13 protein-coding genes and 1 pseudogene are annotated in these 19,250 nt (G+C 72.1%); 10 read left to right on the top strand and 4 right to left on the bottom strand.

What is annotated here, in order from left to right:
* Positions 1-844 (top strand): annotated as a pseudogene (locus AB0G15_RS41435) (phospholipid carrier-dependent glycosyltransferase); the annotation flags it as partial.
* Here the strand turns inward: AB0G15_RS41435 and AB0G15_RS41430 are convergent.
* Positions 792-2,534, bottom strand: a complete 1,743-nt coding sequence (locus tag AB0G15_RS41430; RefSeq protein WP_362851025.1) for a hypothetical protein — start codon at positions 2,532-2,534, stop codon at positions 792-794. The pseudogene AB0G15_RS41435 and the gene AB0G15_RS41430 sit on opposite strands and share 53 nt — an antisense overlap.
* Positions 2,535-2,635: 101 nt before the next feature.
* Between AB0G15_RS41430 and AB0G15_RS41425 the strand changes: the two genes are divergently transcribed.
* The 3 genes from AB0G15_RS41425 (at position 2,636) to AB0G15_RS41415 (ending at position 6,916) form a co-directional block, all read left to right on the top strand.
* Positions 2,636-3,907 (top strand): glycosyltransferase, encoded by a 1,272-nt coding sequence (locus tag AB0G15_RS41425; RefSeq protein WP_362851024.1) that lies wholly within the window; start codon positions 2,636-2,638, stop codon positions 3,905-3,907.
* A 168-nt stretch (positions 3,908-4,075) separates the two neighbouring features.
* Positions 4,076-5,857: a methionine--tRNA ligase gene (metG, locus tag AB0G15_RS41420; RefSeq protein ID WP_362851023.1), complete on the top strand. Its 1,782-nt coding sequence runs from the start codon at positions 4,076-4,078 to the stop codon at positions 5,855-5,857.
* Positions 5,858-6,055: 198 nt separating this feature from the next.
* Entirely contained in the window at positions 6,056-6,916 is an 861-nt protein-coding gene (locus AB0G15_RS41415; RefSeq protein WP_362851022.1) for a TatD family hydrolase, read from the top strand.
* 106 nt (positions 6,917-7,022) lie between these two features.
* Here the strand turns inward: AB0G15_RS41415 and AB0G15_RS41410 are convergent, their stop codons facing one another.
* A complete protein-coding gene (locus AB0G15_RS41410; protein WP_362851021.1) occupies positions 7,023-8,480 on the bottom strand; it encodes a hypothetical protein in 1,458 nt (485 codons plus the stop codon).
* A complete protein-coding gene (locus AB0G15_RS41405) occupies positions 8,477-10,576 on the bottom strand; it encodes a protein kinase (protein WP_362851020.1) in 2,100 nt (699 codons plus the stop codon). Before AB0G15_RS41405 ends, AB0G15_RS41410 begins: the two co-directional genes overlap by 4 nt.
* Before the next feature lie 225 nt (positions 10,577-10,801).
* Here AB0G15_RS41405 and rsmA point away from each other — a divergent pair, with 225 nt between their 5' ends.
* The 3 genes from rsmA (at position 10,802) to AB0G15_RS41390 (ending at position 14,536) form a co-directional block, all read left to right on the top strand.
* Positions 10,802-11,686, top strand: coding sequence for a 16S rRNA (adenine(1518)-N(6)/adenine(1519)-N(6))-dimethyltransferase RsmA (gene rsmA / locus AB0G15_RS41400; protein ID WP_362684825.1), 885 nt, complete (start codon positions 10,802-10,804; stop codon positions 11,684-11,686).
* 90 nt (positions 11,687-11,776) lie between these two features.
* Positions 11,777-12,679, top strand: a complete 903-nt coding sequence (locus AB0G15_RS41395) for a 4-(cytidine 5'-diphospho)-2-C-methyl-D-erythritol kinase (protein ID WP_362851019.1) — start codon at positions 11,777-11,779, stop codon at positions 12,677-12,679.
* 45 nt (positions 12,680-12,724) lie between these two features.
* Complete coding sequence (locus AB0G15_RS41390) at positions 12,725-14,536, top strand: ABC-F family ATP-binding cassette domain-containing protein (protein ID WP_362851018.1); 1,812 nt, start codon at positions 12,725-12,727, stop codon at positions 14,534-14,536.
* 62 nt (positions 14,537-14,598) lie between these two features.
* Here AB0G15_RS41390 and AB0G15_RS41385 read toward each other — a convergent pair whose 3' ends face one another.
* Complete coding sequence (locus tag AB0G15_RS41385) at positions 14,599-15,195, bottom strand: MarR family winged helix-turn-helix transcriptional regulator (RefSeq protein WP_362851017.1); 597 nt, start codon at positions 15,193-15,195, stop codon at positions 14,599-14,601.
* Positions 15,196-15,251: 56 nt separating this feature from the next.
* Between AB0G15_RS41385 and AB0G15_RS41380 the strand changes: the two genes are divergently transcribed.
* The 3 genes from AB0G15_RS41380 to AB0G15_RS41370 all read left to right on the top strand — a co-directional run bounded on the left by AB0G15_RS41380 (position 15,252) and on the right by AB0G15_RS41370 (position 19,187).
* The gene (locus AB0G15_RS41380; RefSeq protein WP_362851016.1) at positions 15,252-16,016 is read left to right on the top strand and encodes a trans-aconitate 2-methyltransferase; all 765 of its coding nucleotides are present in this window, start codon (positions 15,252-15,254) and stop codon (positions 16,014-16,016) included.
* 159 nt (positions 16,017-16,175) lie between these two features.
* The gene (locus AB0G15_RS41375; protein WP_362851015.1) at positions 16,176-17,462 is read left to right on the top strand and encodes an MFS transporter; all 1,287 of its coding nucleotides are present in this window, start codon (positions 16,176-16,178) and stop codon (positions 17,460-17,462) included.
* A 246-nt stretch (positions 17,463-17,708) separates the two neighbouring features.
* Positions 17,709-19,187 (top strand): CYTH and CHAD domain-containing protein, encoded by a 1,479-nt coding sequence (locus AB0G15_RS41370; protein WP_362851014.1) that lies wholly within the window; start codon positions 17,709-17,711, stop codon positions 19,185-19,187.
* Positions 19,188-19,250 lie beyond the last annotated feature (63 nt).

Raw genomic sequence — 19,250 nt, 5'->3', positions numbered from 1 at the left:
GTGGTCGGGGGTCTTCTTCCTGGTCGCCTTCGCGGTGATGTCCCTGGTCTGGGACGCCGGCGCCCGCCGCGCGATCGGCCTGCGCAAGCCGTACGTGGGGGCGCTGAACAGGGACCTGACCGGTGTCGTGCTGGCGATGGGCCTGCTGCCCGTGGTCACCTACGTCGTCTCCTGGGCCGGCTGGTTCGCCTCGCCGCTGGGCTGGGGCCGAAACTGGGCACAGGCGACCTCGCAGGGCCCGGGATTCTTCGTCTTCGACTCGCTGCGGTCGTGGCTGAGCTACCACTTCCAGGTGCTGGGCTTCCACACCGGGCTGAGCACCGGGCACAACTACCAGTCGGCCCCCTGGACCTGGCCGCTGCTGTCCCGCCCGGTGGCGTTCCACTATCCGCCGAACAAGACCGGGTGCGGCGCCGACAGCTGCGCCGAGGCGGTGCTCGGGGTCGGCACCCCGGTCATCTGGTACGGGGGTCTCGCCGCCCTCGTCGCCATGATCGCCTGGTACGTCGCCACCCGCGACTGGCGCGCGGGGACCGTGCTCCTGGGCTACGCCGCCGGCTGGCTCCCCTGGTTCTACTACGCCCTCGCCGACAACCGCACCATGTATCTCTTCTACGCGATCACGATGCTCCCCTTCATGATCCTCGCGCTGACCCTGGCCGCCGGGCTGATCATCGGACGGGCGGACGCCGCGCCCAACCGCAGGGCGGTGGGGGCCGCGGTCGTCGGGGCCTTCACGCTCCTCGCGCTGATCAATCTCGGGTGGCTCTACCCGGTGCTCGTCGCCGAGCTCATCCCGCACTCCCAGTGGTGGGCGCGGATGCTGTTCCGGAGCTGGGTGTGACACCGGAGCTGGGTGTGACAGGAGCGGACGAGGTGGAATCCGGTGTGACGGGATCGGGCGCGCCGGGGGCGGTCGCGACGGAGCCGTCCGCGACGGCGGGCGGCGCGGCGGGACCGATCGCGGTCGTGCCGGTCGGGGTATCACCGGGGACGACGTCGCCGGACGTGACGTCGCCGGGTGTGACGGCGGCCGGCACGGCGGCGACGGGCCTGGAGAACCCGTGGCGCAGCGAGATCGCCGCCGCCAGGCACGCCAGCGGCACCGCGGGCAGCAGGTAGCGGTAGTCGAACTCGGCCGTCGCCGCCGGGGCCAGGATGAGCCCGAACGCCGCCAGCCACGGCAGCAGCACGGCCCCGCCCAGCGCGCGCCATCGCGCCGCCACCCCGGCCAGGCCGACCAGCAGCAGCGCGCCGAGCACGATGCCGGGCAGCCGGACGACGCGCTGGTAGCCCTGCAGGAAGTCGGCCCACGGGGCGTGCAGGTCGGTTCCGATCACGCGCTGCTTCCCCTGGAGCTGCGCGACCCGCAGGCCCGGGTCGTACTTGCGCGCGTCGGTGTCGGTGTTGCCCTGGTACGACGACCAGGCGGGCAGGACCTTGGTCGTCAGCGGGAACTCGTACTGCACGTAGGTCTGGACGTCGGGGAAGCGCGGCCTGCCCCAGTGGAAGGCGCGGAAGAAGTCGCCGGCCACGATGCCGAGGTAGTCGAGCGGCTGGGACAGGATGGCCCGCTGGGCGAACGTGCCCGCGGTCTTGTTCATCTCCGGGGTGAACGTGCTGCCCACCCCGAAGGCGTGGAAGCGCTGGCCGTTCTGCGCCCACCAGAGATACTTCTGCCCGGAGAAGTGGCGCTCGCTCGGCGGCGCGCTGATGCACAGCAGCGCCAGTTCCAGCTCCTCGCGCGGATCGACCTTCATCTTCGTGCAGTCGGCGAAGAGCGACGTCCGCATGTAGAGGATCGCGCCGTCGCTGTTGGTCATCGCGAAGTTGCCGTGCGCCGAGGCGAACCAGGCCATGTAGCCGACCACCGGGAGGGCGCACGCGGTGATCATCGCCGCGATCGTCTTCCAGGCCGTGCGCTTGACCAGCAGGTAGACCACGACCAGCGCGAGGATCGGCAGGCCGATGGACCGGGTCAGGGCGGTCAGCGCCAGCATCAGCCCGATCACCGCGCCGAGCCGCCAGGACATCCGCCGGTGCCAGAGCACCAGCGTGATCACGCCCACGACCAGCAGCATGAACATCACGTCGGACATGATCAGGTGTTCGAGCTGGATCTGGTACGTGTCGAACAGCACCGGCAGCGCGGCCAGCGTCGCCCCCCAGCCGGGCAGCCCGAACCTGCCGCGCAGCAGGGTGTAGATCAGGACCGCGATGCCCAGGCCCATCAGGTGCTGGACGAAGGCCACCAGCGCGAAGCTGTGCAGGGGCCTCAGCAGCAGGAGCAGGAAGGAGTAGCCGTTCGGGCGCAGGGCGCTGGGACGGCTCGGGTTGACGGCCCCCGAGACGTACTCGTAGGAGTCGTTGAACCACAGGGCCGGGCCGTACCCGAGCATGGTGACCACACGCAGCAGGAACGCCAGCGCGAGGGCGGCCACGAAGAGGCGATGCCGGAAGAGGAAGGCTCGCAGGCGAGCGCCCCGCTCGGGCGGAAGAGCGTCCAGGCGGGGGCGGTCGGCGACGGTCACCATGCATTACAGGATGCCAGCCGTTTCAGGGAGTTGACCCGGGCAGGGGACTCTAGAGGGCATCATGGTGAGATTGGCTTGTGCAGTGAGTGAAGGGTTGAGACGTGGAACTGACCGTGGTCATGCCTTGCTTGAACGAGGCGGAGACCGTGGAGACCTGCGTACGCAAGGCGCTCGCCTGCATGCGGGAGCACGGGATCGACGGGGAAGTCCTGATCGCCGACAACGGCAGCACGGACGGCTCGCAGCAGCTCGCGCGCGAGGCCGGGGCCCGGGTCGTGCACGTCGACGCCAAGGGATACGGCAACGCGCTGATGGGCGGCATCCGCGCGGCCCGCGGCCGCTACGTCATCATGGGCGACGCGGACGACTCCTACGACTTCACGGCGCTGCTGCCCTTCGTCGAGCAGCTCCGTGACGGCGCCGACCTGGTGATGGGCAACCGGTTCAAGGGCGGCATCGCGCCGGGCGCCATGCCCCCGCTCCACCGCTACCTGGGCAACCCGGTGCTCTCCTTCATCGGCCGCCTGTTCTTCCCCAGCGCGATCGGCGACTTCCACTGCGGCCTGCGCGGCTTCCGGCGCGACTCCATCCTCAAGCTCGGCCTGCAGACCGGCGGCATGGAGTTCGCCAGCGAGATGGTGGTCCGCTCGACCCTGTCCGGGCTGGACGTGCGCGAGGTGCCCACCACGCTGTCGCCCGACGGCCGCTCCCGCCCGCCGCACCTGCGCTCCTGGCGCGACGGCTGGCGCCACCTGCGCTTCCTGATGCTCTACAGCCCCCGCTGGCTGTTCTTCATCCCCGGCCTGGTCCTGATGACCCTCGGCCTGGTCGCGGGCGCCGCCCTCACCTTCGGCCCGGTCTACATCGGCAAGCTCGCCTTCGACGTCGACACCCTGGTCGGAGCCTCGGCCATGGTGGTGATCGGCTTCCAGGCGTCGCTGTTCGCCCTGTTCACCAAGGTGTACGCCGCCGAGGAGGGCTTCCTGCCGGAAGACCGCAGGGTGCGCAAGCTCGTCGACATCGTGAGCCTGGAGAAGGGCCTGATCGTCGGCGGGCTGCTCGCCCTGGGAGGCCTGGGCGGCCTGGTCGCCTCGCTGGTCCACTGGCAGACGCGCAGCTTCGGCCCGCTGATCCCGTCGGAGTCGCTGCGCATCGTCGTGCCCTCGGCCACCGCGCTGATCGTGAGCTTCCAGACGATCTTCGCGGCGCTGTTCATCAGCATCCTGGGCATCCGCCGCACCAAGGAGACGCCCATCGACGTGGCCGCCTCCGCCGCTGAGGAGGCCGCCGAGGCCGTCAGCCGCGCCGCGGCGGGCGACCCGGCGGACGCCCCCGCCGAGGGTGTCACGCCGGCGGCCCCGCGGCTGCCGTGAGCGGCGCGGCGGCACCGCGGCCGCGTGAGGTGACGGCGGCTGCCGTGAGGTGACGCGGCGGCTGCCGTGAGCGCCACGGCGGCTTCGGGAAAAGCTCCCGGAAAGTCGAGGGCCGCGGAGACCCGAGACAGCACCAAGGCCCGAGGCCGCGTCCCTTAGGCTTGCACCATGTCCCAGCACATCCTGACCGCGGTCGCCTGGCCCTATGCCAACGGCCCCCGCCACATCGGGCACGTCTCCGGATTCGGCGTGCCGTCCGACGTCTTCAGCCGCTACCAGCGGATGGCGGGCAACAAGGTCCTCATGGTGAGCGGGACCGACGAGCACGGCACCCCGATCCAGGTCCAGGCCGACAAGGAGGGCCTCACCGCCCGCGAGCTCGCCGACCGCTACAACAGAGTGATCGTCGAGGACCTCCAGGCGCTGGGGCTCTCCTACGACCTGTTCACCCGGACCACCACGGAAAACCACTACGCGGTCACGCAGGAGATCTTCAAGGGACTCCACGCCAACGGCTATATCTTCCCCCAGACCACGATGGGCGCCATCTCGCCCTCCACCGGGCGCACCCTGCCCGACCGCTACATCGAGGGCACCTGCCCGATCTGCGGTTACGAGAGCGCCCGTGGCGACCAGTGCGACAACTGCGGCAACCAGCTCGACCCGATCCAGCTGATCGACCCGGTGAGCAAGGTCAACGGCGAGACCCCGATCTTCGTGGAGACCGAGCACTTCATGCTCGACCTGCCCGCGTTCGCCGAGGTCCTGGCGTCGTGGCTGTCCTCCAAGGAGGGCGACTGGCGGCCCAACGTGCTGAAGTTCGCCCTCAACATGCTCGGCGACATGCACCCCCGTGCGATCAGCCGCGACCTCGACTGGGGCGTGCCGATCCCGCTGGAGGGTTGGGACGACCAGGCCAACAAGCGGCTCTACGTCTGGTTCGACGCGGTCATCGGCTATCTCAGCGCCTCCATCGAGTGGGCCCGCCGCTCCGGCGACCCCGAGGCCTGGCGCCGGTGGTGGCAGGACCCCGAGGCCCTCGGCTACTACTTCATGGGCAAGGACAACATCGTCTTCCACGCGGAGATCTGGCCGGCGATGCTGCTCGGCTACAACGGCCAGGGCGCCCGTGACGGCGAGCCGGGCTCCCTCGGCGCGCTGAACCTGCCCTCCGAGGTCGTCTCCAGCGAGTTCCTGACCATGGAGGGGCGCAAGTTCTCCTCCTCCCGCTCGGTGGTCATCTACGTGCGCGACTTCCTGGAGCGCTACGACGCCGACGCGCTGCGCTACTACATCGCCGTGGCGGGCCCGGAGAACCAGGACACCGACTTCACCTGGTCGGAGTTCCTCAACCGCAACAACGGCGAGCTGGTGGCGGCCTGGGGCAACCTGGTGAACCGCTCGATCTCGATGGCCGCCAAGAACTTCGGGGTCATCCCCGAGGCGGGCGAGCTCACCGACGCCGACCGCGCGATGCTGGAGCGCAGCCGCGCGGCCTTCCCGAAGGTCGCCGCCGAGTTCGAGCACTGCCGGTTCAAGAACGCGACGAACGAGGCGTTCGAGGTCATCCGCGAGGCGAACCGGTACCTGGCCGAGCAGGAGCCCTGGAAGATCAAGGACGACCCCGCTCGGGTGAAGACCATCCTGCACGTCGCCCTGCAGGTCGTGGACGACGCCAAGACGCTGCTCACCCCGGTCCTGCCCAACTCCTCCAACAAGATCTACGCGATGCTCGGCGGCACCGGCGTCTGGACGGGCATGCCGGAGATCCAGGAGGTCACCGACGACGACGGCAGGACCTACCCGATCATCACCGGCTCCTACGACGGCGCCGCGCGCTGGGAGTCGTCCCCGATCCGGGTGGGCTTCCCGCTCGCCCCGCCGACCCCGCTGTTCGTGAAGCTCGACCCGAAGATCGTCGAGGAGGAGCTGGCCCGCCTGGGCGAGTAGGCCGGGCTCCCCGCGGGCCCGCACCCAGGGCGCGCCCAGAGCCCTCCGCGGACCCGCGCTCAGGGCTCTCGTGTCCCGCGCTCAGAACTTTCCGCGGGCCCGCACCCAGGGCTCTCCGCGGGCCCGCACCCGGAGCTCTCGCGGCCCGCGCCCGGCACCGGGCGCGGGCCGCGCCGGCTTCTCGGTAGGTTGGACGCCGTGAGCACGCCGAAGCTTCCCGACGCACCCAGACCGCTGCCGGCAGAGGTGTTCGACAGCCACTGCCACCTGGACATCATGGTGGGCAACCGCCAGGCGTCCTCGGGGGATCCGGTCGCCCAGGCCGCGCAGGCGGCCCGGGCGAGCGTCGAGGGCATCCTCGACGAGGCCCGCGCCGTCGGCGTGACGCGGCTCGTCACGATCGGCTACGACCTGCCGTCCTCGCGCTGGAACGCCGAGACGGCCGCCCTCCACGCGGATGTCTACGCCGGGGTGGCCATCCACCCCAACGAGGCGCACGCCTCGACGCCGGAGACCCTCGCCGAGATCGAGAGGCTGGCCAGCCTGCCCCACGTCAGGGCGGTGGGGGAGACCGGTCTCGACTACTACCGCGACTGGGCGTCGAAGGACGACCAGCACGCCAGCTTCCGCGCGCACATCGAGATCGCCAAGCGGACCGGCAAGGCCCTGGTGATCCACGACCGCGAGGCCCACGACGACGTGCTGCGCGTGCTGGCCGAGGAGGGCGCCCCCGAGGTCGTGGTGTTCCACAGCTTCTCCGGTGACGCCGAGATGGCGAAACGGTGCGTCGCCGCCGGATATTTCATGTCGTTTTCCGGTCCGGTCACCTACAAGAACGCCGCCTACCTCCGCGAGGCCGCGCGGGTCGCGCCGAGGGAGCTGATCCTCGTCGAGACCGACGCGCCCTACCTGCCGCCCACCCCCCACCGGGGCAAACCCAACGCGCCCTACCTCATACCGCTCACGCTGCGCTGCCTCGCCGAGGTCAAGGCGGCCGACCTCGCCGACCTCGCCACCGCCATCAGCGCCAACGGGGAGACCGTCTTCGGCTCCTGGTGACTCTTACCGGGGTCAGCCCACCGCGGCGCCGGCGCCGGAGCCGGAGCCGGTCCGGAGCCGGGAGTCCGCGCCCATGGCGACCGGGGCGGCGACCGGGCCGTAGACCTCAGCCCACGGCGGCGCCGAAGTCGGCGGAGGCGGCACCTTCGAGGGTGGGGATCTTCCCCGCGCCCGGTGAGAGCGGGGTGCCCTCGGTGTCGTTGCGGCCCAGCAGGACGACCGCTCCGGCGCCTCCCCTGTCGGGCGCCCCGACGACCAGCCGGTTGCCGCTGAACCCGACCGACCAGCCGAAGTGGTCGCCCGCCTCGCTCTGGGTGACCAGCGTGCCCGCGTCCGGCTCGCCCATCGTGATCAGTCGCACGCCGCCCTGCCCGCCGGTGCCGTCGAAGGGCACGCCCACGGCGAGCCTGATCTCTCCCGCGCCCTCGCCGGTGAAGGCCAGCGAGAATCCGTAGCCCTCGCCCTCGGCCCCCTCCGCACCCTGGTGGAGGGTGGCGATCGGGCTGATCTCCTGGACGCCGGAGGACTGGAACAGCTGGACGAGGCCGGAGTCCTTCACCTCCCCGCCGTCGCCGAGCGGGGCGCTCACCGCGAGGTAGCCGACGTCCCCCTGCTCGGCGTAGGCCATCGCGTAGCCGAACCGGTCACCCTCCTCGGACCTGGCCACCTCACGCAGGTCCCACTTCCTGTTCCGGTACTCCTCCCTGGCCTCGCGCACGTCGTAGATCACCGCGATCGACCCCGAGTCGAGCTTGCCCGCGCCGGCCTGGCGCCCCGCCCCGTCGTCGTTCTCGTACGGCACCCCGACCGCGAGATCCGGCTCGTCCGGGGTGCCGCCGAGCCTGCCGATCGCCAGTGACCAGCCGAACATGTCGCCGACCTCGCCGTTGCCCGAGATGCCCTCGGTCTCCTGGGAGATCCGCCGGCCCGTGCCGGGCGTCGCGGCGTCGAACAGGTGGACCGCGCCGGAGTCGGCCGTGCCCCCGGCGTTCTCGTGCGGGGCTCCGACCGCCACCAGCGTCCCGCCGGAGGCCAGGGACCAGCCGAAGTGGGCGTCGGCCTCCGGCTCGGCGGAGACCAGGCGGACCGTCCTGCCCCGGGGGCCGCCGTACACCACGTAGACCGCGCCGGCGTCCGTACGGCCCGCCACGTCCGCGTACGGGGCGCCGACGAGCAGGTCCGCGCAGCCGTCGCCGTCGACCTTGGCCAGCCGCACCGACCATCCGAAGGCGTCCCCCGCCTTCGTCTGGGGGACGGTCACGGCCTTCCCGCCCTCTCCCCGGCCGAACAGCACGTGGACGGCTCCCGCACCGGTCAGCCCGCCGGGGTTGGCGAAGGGGTCGCCGACCGCGGAGTCCTCCAGGCCGTCGCCGTCGAAGTCGCTCACACCCGCCCCGGTGCAGTCGGCGGGCGAGGCGGCCGAGGCGGCCGGGGCCGGCGAAGCGGCCGAAGCGGTGCCGGATCCGGCCGCGAGGGGCCTGGCGGGCGCGGTGAGCGCCTCGGCGGCCCCGGGGGCGGGGAGCGCGATCGCGGCCGTCGCCGCGAGGGAGAGCAGCAGCCTCAAGACAGTCTCACCTCGATGGTCCTGCCTTCCTTGATCATCACGCCGGTCAGCTTGGCGGGCTTGCGGGCCGGGGGAAGATCGAAGACCAGGAGGGCCTCCGCCTTCGTCCCGGGGGGCAGGGCGGGGGGCAGGGCCGTCGACACCCGCTCGGGGGAGTGCGTCGCGCCGCGATCGTCGACCAGGGTGATCGCGGTGCTGTCGCCGAGCTGGACCGGTTCTCCGCCGGGATTGATCAGCGTCAACGGGACCGTGCAGAACCGGCCCTTCGCCGACGTGGCGTTCCCGTAGGAGGTGAGGCCGCAGGCCGGGGTGCGCGGGACGATCAGCCGCGGATCCCCGATGAAGGAGCCGGTCGTGATCGTGCGGCCCACGTCGCCGGCGCCGGTACCGGCGAGGTCGCCGGTCTCTCCGGTGGTGCCCGTCCGCGCCTGACCCTGGCCGTTCGGGTTTCCCCCGGGGATGTTCAACAGGACGACGACCGTGACGGCCAGTGCCACGAGCACGGCCAGTCCGGCGAACAGCCAGCGCCGCCGGGGCGCCGAGCCCTTCGCGGCCGGTGTGTCCGACCCTGGCTGGACCTGGAAGCCCGACGGGGGCGACGGAGGCGACGGAGGCAGGGTGGGCACCTGACCCGGTGCCTGATCCCGCGCCCAGCCCTGCGCCTGATCCCGCGCCCGGCTCTGTCCCTGTCCCTGTCCCCGGGCAGGCCCCTGACCCGCTTCCCGGACTGGTGCGCCGCCCGGCGCCCGGCCGGACGCCGGGGCCTGGAAGGGGGCCGTGAACGGGCGCGACGGTGACGTCGTGGGCTCGGCCCGCATGGGGTACGGGAGCGGGTTCGGCGGCGAGGTCCGCTCCGGCGGCGCCGTCAGGGAGTCCGGCGACCCCGGCGGCCCTGACGGCTCCGGCGGCGTGGCCGGAGAGGCCGGCGCCGTGCGGGGCGCCGGTGTCGTCCGGGACCCGGAGGGCGCCGGTGCCGTGGACGGGCCGGGCGCCGCGGTCTCCGGGGGCGCGGCCGTGAAGGCCGCCCCGGGGGCCGTGAACGAGGCCGGTACGGAGGACGGGTCCGCCGGACCCCGGACGGGAATCGATCCGGGGATGGGCGTCGGTGCCGTGGCCGGGTCGCTGAACCCCGCCTCCAGGTTCAGCGCGCTGAGGGTCTGGGTGGAGTCGGGCTCCACGTTGGCGGGCGGCTCCCACGACTCGTTCAGCAGGTCGGTGGCGATCAGCGTGGGCGGGTCGGCCCGGACGGGAGCGGGGGCGGCCGGTGCCGCGATCCCGCCGCCGACCAGGGCGATCAGCAGGTCCTGGGCGCTGGGCCGCTGGTAGGGGTCCATCTCGGTCGCGCGGCGCGCCAGCTCGTTCAGCGGGGCGGGAAGCGCGCCCAGGTCGGGCGGGGTGGTGAGCAGCCGGGTGGCCATGGTCATCATGTCGCCCCGCCCGTAGGGGTGGCGGCCGTTGCCCGCGTACGCGACCAGGCAGCCCCAGGCGAAGACGTCGGCGGCCGGGGTGATCTCCAGGCCGCGCACCTGCTCGGGGGCCCACCAGCCGGGGCTGCCGAGCACCTCGCCCGAGCGGGTGAAACTGTGCGTGGAGTCGAGGGCCCTGGCGATGCCGAAGTCGATCACGCGGGGCCCCGACATGGACAGGATCACGTTGGCGGGCTTGAGGTCCCGGTGCACCAGCCCGGCGACGTGGATCGCGGCCAGCGCCGCCGCCACCCCCAGGGCCACGCCGTGCAGGGTGCCCTGCTCCAGGGCGCCGTGCTCGGTGATCTGGCGGGACAGCGGCGTGCCCGCGATGTACTCGGTGACCATGTACGGCCGGCCGTCGTCGTCGTTGCCGTTGTCCAGCACCTGGGCGGTGCAGAACGAGGCCACCCGCCGGGCGTTCTCGACCTCCGTGTGGAACCTCGCCGCGAAGCCCTCCTCGACCGCGAACTCCGCCTTCACCACCTTGAGCGCGACCGGCCTCCCCGTCGGCGCCAGCGCCAGGTAGACGGTTCCCATCCCGCCCTCGCCGAGACGTCCGAGCAGACGGTAACTCCCGATCTGCTCGGGGTCGGCGGGGCGCAGCCCTTCGACACCGGGCTGGTTCACGTCCTCTTCACCGGGAAGATTCCCTTTCTCACCGTTGGGCCCCCGTACGGCAACGTTATCCACAACGGAACCCCTCGCGCTTCATCGAGCGTCTTTGCATCGTCTTCGGTGCGGGAAACTGGTCGGATGGCATGGGAGAGCAACCTTGGGTGATCGAGACAAACGAGTCGAAGACCACGGCGGACCGGCGGATGCCGGGTTCAGACCGCCGTGCGGAGAACCAGCATGAACCTTCTTGGTCCTGCAGAAATACGTATTTTGGCGAACAAGCTCAACATTCGTCCCACAAAAAAGCTCGGCCAGAACTTCGTGATCGACGCGGGCACGGTCCGCAAGATCGTGCGGGTGGCCGGGCTCGAGCCCGACGACGTCGTCATCGAGGTCGGTCCCGGGCTGGGGTCGCTCACGCTCGCGCTGCTTCCCGAGGTCCGCGGCGTGATCGCCGTGGAGATCGACCCCGTCCTCGCGGCCCAGCTCCCCCTGACCGTCGCCGAGCACGCCCCCGAGCTCGCCGGCCGTCTCACCGTGGTGCTCGCCGACGCCATGCGCGTGCTGCCTGCGGAGCTGCCGGAGGAGAGGCCGACCGCGCTGGTCGCCAACCTCCCCTACAACGTGTCCGTGCCGGTGGTGCTGCACCTGCTGGAGACGCAGCCGTCGCTGGGCAAGGTCCTGATCATGGTGCAGGCCGAGGTCGCCGACCGGCTGGCCGCGGCCCCGGGCTCCAAGGTGTACGGCATCCCCTCGGTCAAGGCCGCCTGGTACGCCGACGTCCGCCGGGCCGGTCCCGTCGGCCGTACGGTCTTCTGGCCGGTTCCCAACGTCGACTCCGGCCTGGTCGCGATGGTCCGGCGGGAACCGCCCACGACCGTGGCCACCCGCGAGGAGGTCTTCGCGGTGGTGGACGCCGCCTTTGCCCAGCGCCGCAAGACCCTCCGCGCCGCCCTCGCCTCCTGGGCGGGTACGGCCCCCGCGGCCGAGCGGGCGCTGCGGGCCGCGGGCATCGACCCCTCCGAGCGCGGCGAGCAGCTCACCGTCGAGGACTTCGCGCGAATCGCCGAGCACCGTACGACGGAAAGCGCGGCGGATGGCGCGGCGGAAAGCGGTGTGTAGCGTGATTCGCCGGTCGGTTTGTGTGCGCGGCGGAAGGATCCCGTTACGATCTGACGTCGTGACCAGTGAGCGAGCCCTGATGGGGGACGCATGAACTCCGTGACCGTCCGCGTGCCCGCGAAGGTCAACCTGCAGCTCGCCGTCGGGCCGCTGCGGGACGACGGCTACCACGACCTCGTCAACGTCTTCCACGCCGTCTCGATCTTCGATGAGGTCACGGCCACCGCGGAGACCGGGATGAGCGTCCGGGTGGAGGGCGAGTCCGCCGACCAGGTGCCGGAGGACCGCGACAACCTCGCGATCAGGGCCGCCCTCGCGCTGGCCGGGCACGCCGGCCGCTCGTACGGCGTGAACCTGCTCATCCGCAAGTCGATCCCGGTGGCGGGCGGCATGGCGGGCGGCAGCGCCGACGCCGCCGCGGCCCTGGTCGCCTGCAACGAGCTGTGGGGCCTCGGCCTGCCGATCGAGGACCTGATGGAGATCGCCGCCGACCTCGGCAGCGACGTCCCGTTCGCGCTGCTCGGCGGTACGGCCGTCGGCACCGGCAGGGGCGAGCGGCTCACCCCGCTGGACATCGCGGGCACCTTCCACTGGGTGTTCGCGCTCGCCGACGGCGGGCTGTCCACGGCCACGGTCTACGCCGAGTGCGACCGCCTCCGCCAGGCGACCGGCGAGCGGGTCGCCTGGCCCCAGGCCGCCGAGCCGCTGCTGGCCGCGCTGCGCGAGGGGGACGCGGAGACCCTGGGCGCCGAGCTCCGCAACGACCTGCAGCCCGCCGCGGTGATGTTGCGCGGATCCCTGGCCCGCACGCTGGACACCGGCCGCGCGCACGGGGCCCTCGGCTCGCTGGTCTCCGGCTCCGGGCCCACCTGCGCCTTCCTCGCCCGCTCCGAGGCCCACGCGGGTGAGCTGGCGGCCTCCCTGAAGGACGCCGGGGTGGCGCGCGACGTCATCACCGCGCACGGCCCCGTCCCCGGCCCGGTGATCGTGTAGTCGCGGGGGAGCGCGCCGGCCGGGAGCGGATACGCTTGGGAAGCGATGAATCTGGTCAATCTTGAGTCGGTCTCCCACTCCTACGGTCCCAAGCCCCTGCTCCGCGACGTCTCCCTCGGCATCGAGGTGGGCGACCGCATCGGCGTGGTCGGCCGCAACGGCGGCGGCAAGACCACCCTCATCTCGGTGCTCGCCGGCGACCTCAAGCCGAACAGCGGACGGGTCACCCACAACCGGGGGCTCCAGGTGGGCTCGCTGTCGCAGGGTGACGACCTCGATCCGGCGCGCTCGGTGAGCGAGATCGTCCTCGGCGACAGGTCCGAGCACGAGTGGGCGGGTGACGCGGGCATCCGCGAGATCCTCGCCAGCCTGCTCGGCGACATCGACCTGACTGCGCTCGCAGGGAGCCTGTCGGGCGGTGAGCGGCGCCGTACGGCCCTGGCCAAGCTGCTCATCGACGAGCACGACCTGATCATCCTGGACGAGCCGACCAACCACCTCGACATCGAGGCCATCGACTGGCTCGCCAGGCACCTGGCGGGCCGCAGGACCGCGCTGGTGGTCGTGACCCACGACCGGTGGTTCCTGGACGCGGTCTCCACCAGGACGTGGGAGGTCGTGGACGGCGCGGTCGAGCGCTACGAGGGCGGGTACGCCGCGTACGTGCTGGCCAAGGCCGAGCGCGCCCGGGTCGCGGCCTCCACCGAGGCCCGCCGCCAGAACCTGATGCGCAAGGAGATCGCCTGGCTCCGCCGGGGCCCGCCCGCGCGCACGTCCAAGCCCAAGTTCCGCATCGACGCCGCCCAGGCGCTGATCGCCGACGAGCCGCCCGCCAGGGAGAGCGTCGAGCTGGTCAAGTTCGCCGCCGCCCGGCTGGGCCGCACGGTCTACGACCTCGAGGACGTCACCCTGCACGCCGGGGGCCCCGGTCAGGGCCCGATGGTCCTCGACCACTCGACCTGGCAGTTCGGCCCCGGTGACCGGGTCGGCCTGATCGGCGTGAACGGGTCGGGCAAGTCCTCGCTGCTCCGCCTGCTCGCCGGTACGGTGCACCCCGACTCGGGCAGGCTCGTCCGCGGCAAGACGGTCCGCCTGGCGCACCTGTCGCAGGAACTGGGCGAGCTCGACCCGGAGCGCCGGGTGCTGGAGACCGTCGAGGAGGTCCGCAAGTTCATCCAGGTCGGCAAGAAGGAGTGGACGGCCTCCCAGCTGCTGGAGCGCCTCGGCTTCAAGGGCGACGCGCAGTGGAAGGTCGTCGGCGACCTGTCCGGCGGCGAGCGGCGCCGCCTGCAGCTGCTCCGCCTCCTCATGGACGACCCCAACGTGCTGCTGCTCGACGAGCCGACCAACGACCTCGACATCGAGACGCTCAACGAGCTGGAGGACCTGCTCGACGGCTGGCCCGGCACGCTGATCCTGGTCAGCCACGACCGCTACTTCCTGGAGCGGGTCACCGACAGGACCGTCGCCCTGCTCGGCGACCGCAAGCTGTCGATGCTCCCCGGCGGGGTGGACGAATACCTGGCCCGGCGCGCCTCGGGGGCGGCCCTGTCCGCGCGGGCGGCGTCCGGCGCGGTGTCCGGCACGGCCTCGGCGACCTCGTCCACCGGCGCGAAGGAGACGGCTCCCGGCCTGTCCGCCAAGGACGAGCGCGACCTCCGCAAGGAGCTCTCCCGGATGGAGCGCCAGCTCGACAAGCTGAGTGGCCGGGAGGCGAAGCTGCACGCGTCCATGGCCGACGCCGCCGCCGACTACGAGCGGCTGGCCTCGCTCGACGCGCAGCTGAAGGAGATCCTCGCGGAGAAGGAGTCGATCGAGAGCGAGTGGCTGGAGCTCGCCGACCGCCTGGGGGAATAGGCCGAACTCGTCTCAGATCGAGGAAGATCCACGTTTGGATCTTCCTCGGGGGGTACGAAGGGTCAGCGCACTCCGGTGTCGGTGGTGTCGAAAGGGACGAGCAACGTGCGCAGCAGGCTCGAAAGGGCCTGCTGTTCGCGTTTTCCCAGGCCGGACAGGAGCTCGCGCTCGCGGCGCAGCAGGTCGGCGAAGGCGCCGTCCACGCGCGTCCGCCCGGCGTCGGTCAGCGAGACCAGGACGCCGCGCCGGTCCTCGGGGTCGGGGCGCCGCCTGACCAGCCCGGCCGCGGCCAGCCGGTCGATCCGGTTGGTCATCGTCCCGGAGGTCACCAGCGTCGCGCGGAGCAGGGCTCCCGGGCTCATCTCGTACGGCTCCCCGGCTCGGCGCAGGGCGGTGAGCACGTCGAACTCCCAGGTCTCCAGGCCGTGCTCGGCGAAGGAGGCCCGGCGGGCGCGGTCGAGGTGGCGGGCGAGCCGGGAGACCCGGCTGAGCACCTGGAGCGGCTCCACGTCGAGATCGGGACGTTCCTGGCGCCAGGCGGCGACCAGCAGGTCGACCTCGTCCCCGTCGGGGTCCCTGTCGAGCGCGCCGGCCGTGACGGTCTCGTCCTTCGCGGCGGACGGACGCCCGGACTCATGGTCCGCGTGGTGCAGGGTCATGCCGCGAGTCTATCTGTCTTGACATCGAGATATCTTGCCGGATATCAATTGTCTTGATGTCAAGAGATATGTGGGACCCGGTGATCTACGGCCGCTACGCCGGCGAGCGCTCGCGGCCGTTCTTCGATCTTGTTTCCAGGATAGCCGCGGAGCGCCCCGGCCACGTGGTCGACGCGGGCTGCGGCACCGGCGAGCTGACCGCCGAGCTCGCCAGGCGGTGGCCCGGCGCCCGCGTCCACGGGTTCGACTCCTCGCCCGCCATGATCGAGAAGGCCCCCGCGGGCGGCTCGCTGACCTTCTCCGTCGACGACGTCACGCGGTGGCGCCCCGCGCACCCGGTCGACGTGATCGTGTCCAACGCCGTCCTGCAGTGGGTGCCCGAGCACCGCGAGCTGCTGCCGCGCTGGGTGGAGGCCCTCGCCCCCGGCGGCTGGCTCGCCTTCCAGGTCCCCGGCAACTTCGACGCCCCCAGCCACGCCCTGGTCCGCGAGCTGTGCCGGACGACGTGGCGCGACCGGCTGGGCGACCTGGTCCGTCCCTCCCCGGTCGACGACCCGGCCGCCTACCTCGACCTGCTCACAGGCCTGGGCTGCCGGGTGGACGCGTGGGAGACCACCTACCTGCACGTCCTCCCCGGCGACGACGCCGTGCTCACCTGGATCACCGGCACCGCCCTGCGCCCCGTGCTCGACCGCCTGGATCCCGCCGAGGCCGAAGCCTTCCTCGCCGACTGCGCCGCCCCGCTCCGCGAGGCCTACCCGCGCGGACCGCACGGCACGGTCTTCCCCTTCCGCAGGGTCTTCGTGGTCGCCCGGAGGTGAGCGCCGTCCGGGCCGCAGATGTTCTCGTCCGGCCACAACCGGAAAGTTTCTTGATCCGGTTGTGGCCGGCGTGGTTCGGTGGACGTGGGCCGGTCCGCGGGCTGCCGGGGCGGGGCCGTGAGGACGCGGTCGTGACCGGCTGCGGGACGTGACGCGGCGATGTGCCGGACGGGTGTCAGGGGGCCGGTGGAGGAAACAGAGGGTTCCAGGCCGGAAGCGCCACGCCCTCTGTGGCGGGATCGTTCCTTCGGCATATTCTGGGGCGCGCAGACCCTTTCGGTGGCCGGTGACTCGTTCGCCCTCATCGCCGTTCCCCTGCTCATCCTGAACGTGACGGGATCCGTCGCGCAGATGGGCCTGCTGACCGGTGTCTCGGGCGTGGCCTCGGTCGTCGCCGGAGTGTTCGCCGGGGTTCTCGTCGACCGGTTCGACCGGCGCACGCTGCTCATCGTCTGCGACCTCGCCAGGCTCGTCCTGTACGCGCTGATCCCGCTCGCCTGGACGACGGGACCGCGGATCTGGCTGCTCTACGTGGTGCTGCCGCTGGCCGAGGCCGTCGGCATGGTCTTCCAGGTCACCTACGTGACCGCGGTGCGCAACCTCGTCGGCGGCGGGCGCGTCACCGACGCCAACGGCAAGCTCTACGCGACCGCCGCCGCGGCGGGGATCCTCGGCCCGATGCTGGCCGGGGTGGTGGCCGGAAAATTCGGCCTGACCGCCGCGATCGGCATCAACGCCGCGAGCTTCGCGGTGTCCGCGATCGGGGTCTGTCTGATCCGCATCCCCCGGGACACCGGCGGCCCCGCGGTGCTCGCCGTACGGGAGCGGCCGTGGCGCGAGCTCCTGGCCGGGGCGGTGTTCCTGTGGCGCCATCCGGTGCTGCGCGTGCTGACCGTCCTGCTGTCGTTCTTCGTCTTCCTGACGCTCGGGCTGACCGACCTCGTGATCTACCGGCTCAAGGGCGATCTGGGGCAGCCCGACTCCGCCGTCGGGGTGGTCCTCGGCATCGCCGCGGTCGGCACGGTGATCGGCTCCCTCCTGGTCGCGCGCCTGCGCGCGCGTGCGGGCTTCGGCCCCGCGTGGATCGGCGCGCACGCCGTGGCCGGACTCGCGATCGTCGGTGCCGGATTCGCGGGTTCCGTCTGGGGGATGGCCGTCATCGTGGCCCTCTACCTCGGCTGCGTGAGCGTCGCGGGGATCTGCTCCATGTCCCTGCGCCAGCAGGTGACCCCGGACCATCTGCTCGGGCGGGTCACCTCGGCGTTCTGGACCATCCACTTCTCCATGGGGCCCGTCGGCGCCGCCGCCCTCACCTGGGGCGCGGCCCGCTTCGGCGCCACCCCGGTCTTCGTCCTCGCGGGCGTCTGCTGCCTGCTGATCGCGGTGGCCGCCCTCTTCACCCCCGTACGCCTGCGGCACCCGGAGAACGTGATCCCCGCCCCGTGACCCGGTCGGCGGGAGGCGGCCACGTCGCCTCCGTGACCCGAGCGCGCCGGGAGGCGGTCACCTCACCCGCGCGTCCGGCCGGCCAGGCCCGGACACCCTCATGACCCCGCCCCCGGCCGGGCGGACGGCGGCGCCGTCGTCCCGGCGGCCTCGAAGGCGACAGGACGGGGTTCCCGGACGTATAACAGGGCATCAATAAACACTGCGAAGACATGGTGGAAATCTGGGCAAATCTGGGGATGACCTGTGGGAATAGAGATCGAGGACAAGTTCGACGTGCCGGTGGACTACCAGCTGCCGGACCTCACGGGCCTTCCCGGCTCGACGGAGGTCGTGGGCCCGAAGACCCACCAGCTGGTCGCTCTTTACTTCGACACGCCCGATCTGAGACTCGCCGCGCGGGGGATCACCCTGCGCAGGCGCAGGGGCGGCACCGATCCGGGCTGGCACCTCAAACTTCCCAAGGCCAAGGGCGTACGGCAGGAGATCACCCAACCGCTGACCCGGAGCGCCAAGATCGTCCCCGCCGAGCTGGCGGACCTGGTGCTCGCCTACACCCGGGGCGCCCCGCTCGCGCCCATCGCCGAGCTGGACACCCGCCGCGCCGTCACCACCCTGGTCAACGGCGCGGGGGTGAGGCTGGTCGAGATCGCCGACGACCGGGTCAAGGGCACCGTGTTCGGCGAGGAACCTCATGTCGAGCGCTGGCGCGAGGTCGAGGCGGAGCTGATCGAGGGCGACGAGAAACTGCTGAAGAAGGTCGGCAAGCGGCTGGGCAAGGCCGGGGCCACCCCCGCCGACGCGGCCAGCAAGCTCGCGCGCCTGCTCGGCGGCGCCGGAGCGGTCTCGGAGCATCCGCGCGCCGAGACCGCTCCGGGGTCGGCGGGCGAGGTCGTCGTCGGCTACCTCGCCTCCCAGGCCGGCGCGCTGCTCGCGCAGGACCCCCGGGTCAGGAAGGCGGAGGAGGACGCCGTCCACCAGATGCGCGTCGCCGCCCGGCGGCTCCGCAGCGCGCTGAAGTCGTTCAGGACGGTCGTCGAGGGGACCGAGAACCTCCAGGAGGAGCTCAAGTGGCTCGGCACGGTCCTCGGCGAGGCGCGTGACCTGGAGGTCGTCCGGGAGCGGTTCGCCCGCAGGCTCGACAGCCTGGACGACGGGCTGATCGTGGGCCCGGTCAGGGCGCGCCTCAGCTCCGACCTGCTGGACGACGAGCACGAGGCTCTCGACAGGATCAGGGACACCCTCGGCGGGGAGCGCTACTTCGCCCTGCTCGACGCCCTCGACGACCTGACCGGCACCCCGGTGCTCACCAAGGCCGCGCAGAAGCCCGCCGACACCCTGGACACCGTCGCCGCCAAGAGCTGGCGCCGGGTCACCAGGGCCTACGACACCGCCCAGGCCATCGAGAACGAGTCCGAGCGCGAGGTCGCCATGCACGACGTGCGTAAGGCGGCCAAGCGGGCCCGCTACACCGCCGAGGTGCTCGGCATGAAGAAGCTGGCCGCGCGGGCGGAGGACGTGCAGGAGGTGCTGGGCACCCACATGGACGGCGTCGTCGCGCAGGAGCGGCTCGCGGCCGAGGCCGCGAACGCCCGCCTGGCCGGGGAGGACACGTTCACCTACGGCGTGCTGACCGGCGTGGAACGGGCCGGGGCCGCGCGCGCGTGGGAGGAGTTCCCCCGGGTCTGGGCGGAGACCACGGACGCCGTCGCGAAGCTCCTCTGACGGGTGTCGGACCTCGTGGCCGTGGACGACCACGAGGTCTGGGTGTCAGACCTCGTGGTGGTG

The organism is Streptosporangium sp. NPDC023825 (assembly GCF_040639575.1).
GTDB lineage: Bacteria > Actinomycetota > Actinomycetes > Streptosporangiales > Streptosporangiaceae > Streptosporangium.
Note: the sequence above shows the minus strand (reverse complement) of the source record. Positions and strands in the feature narration are given on the sequence as shown.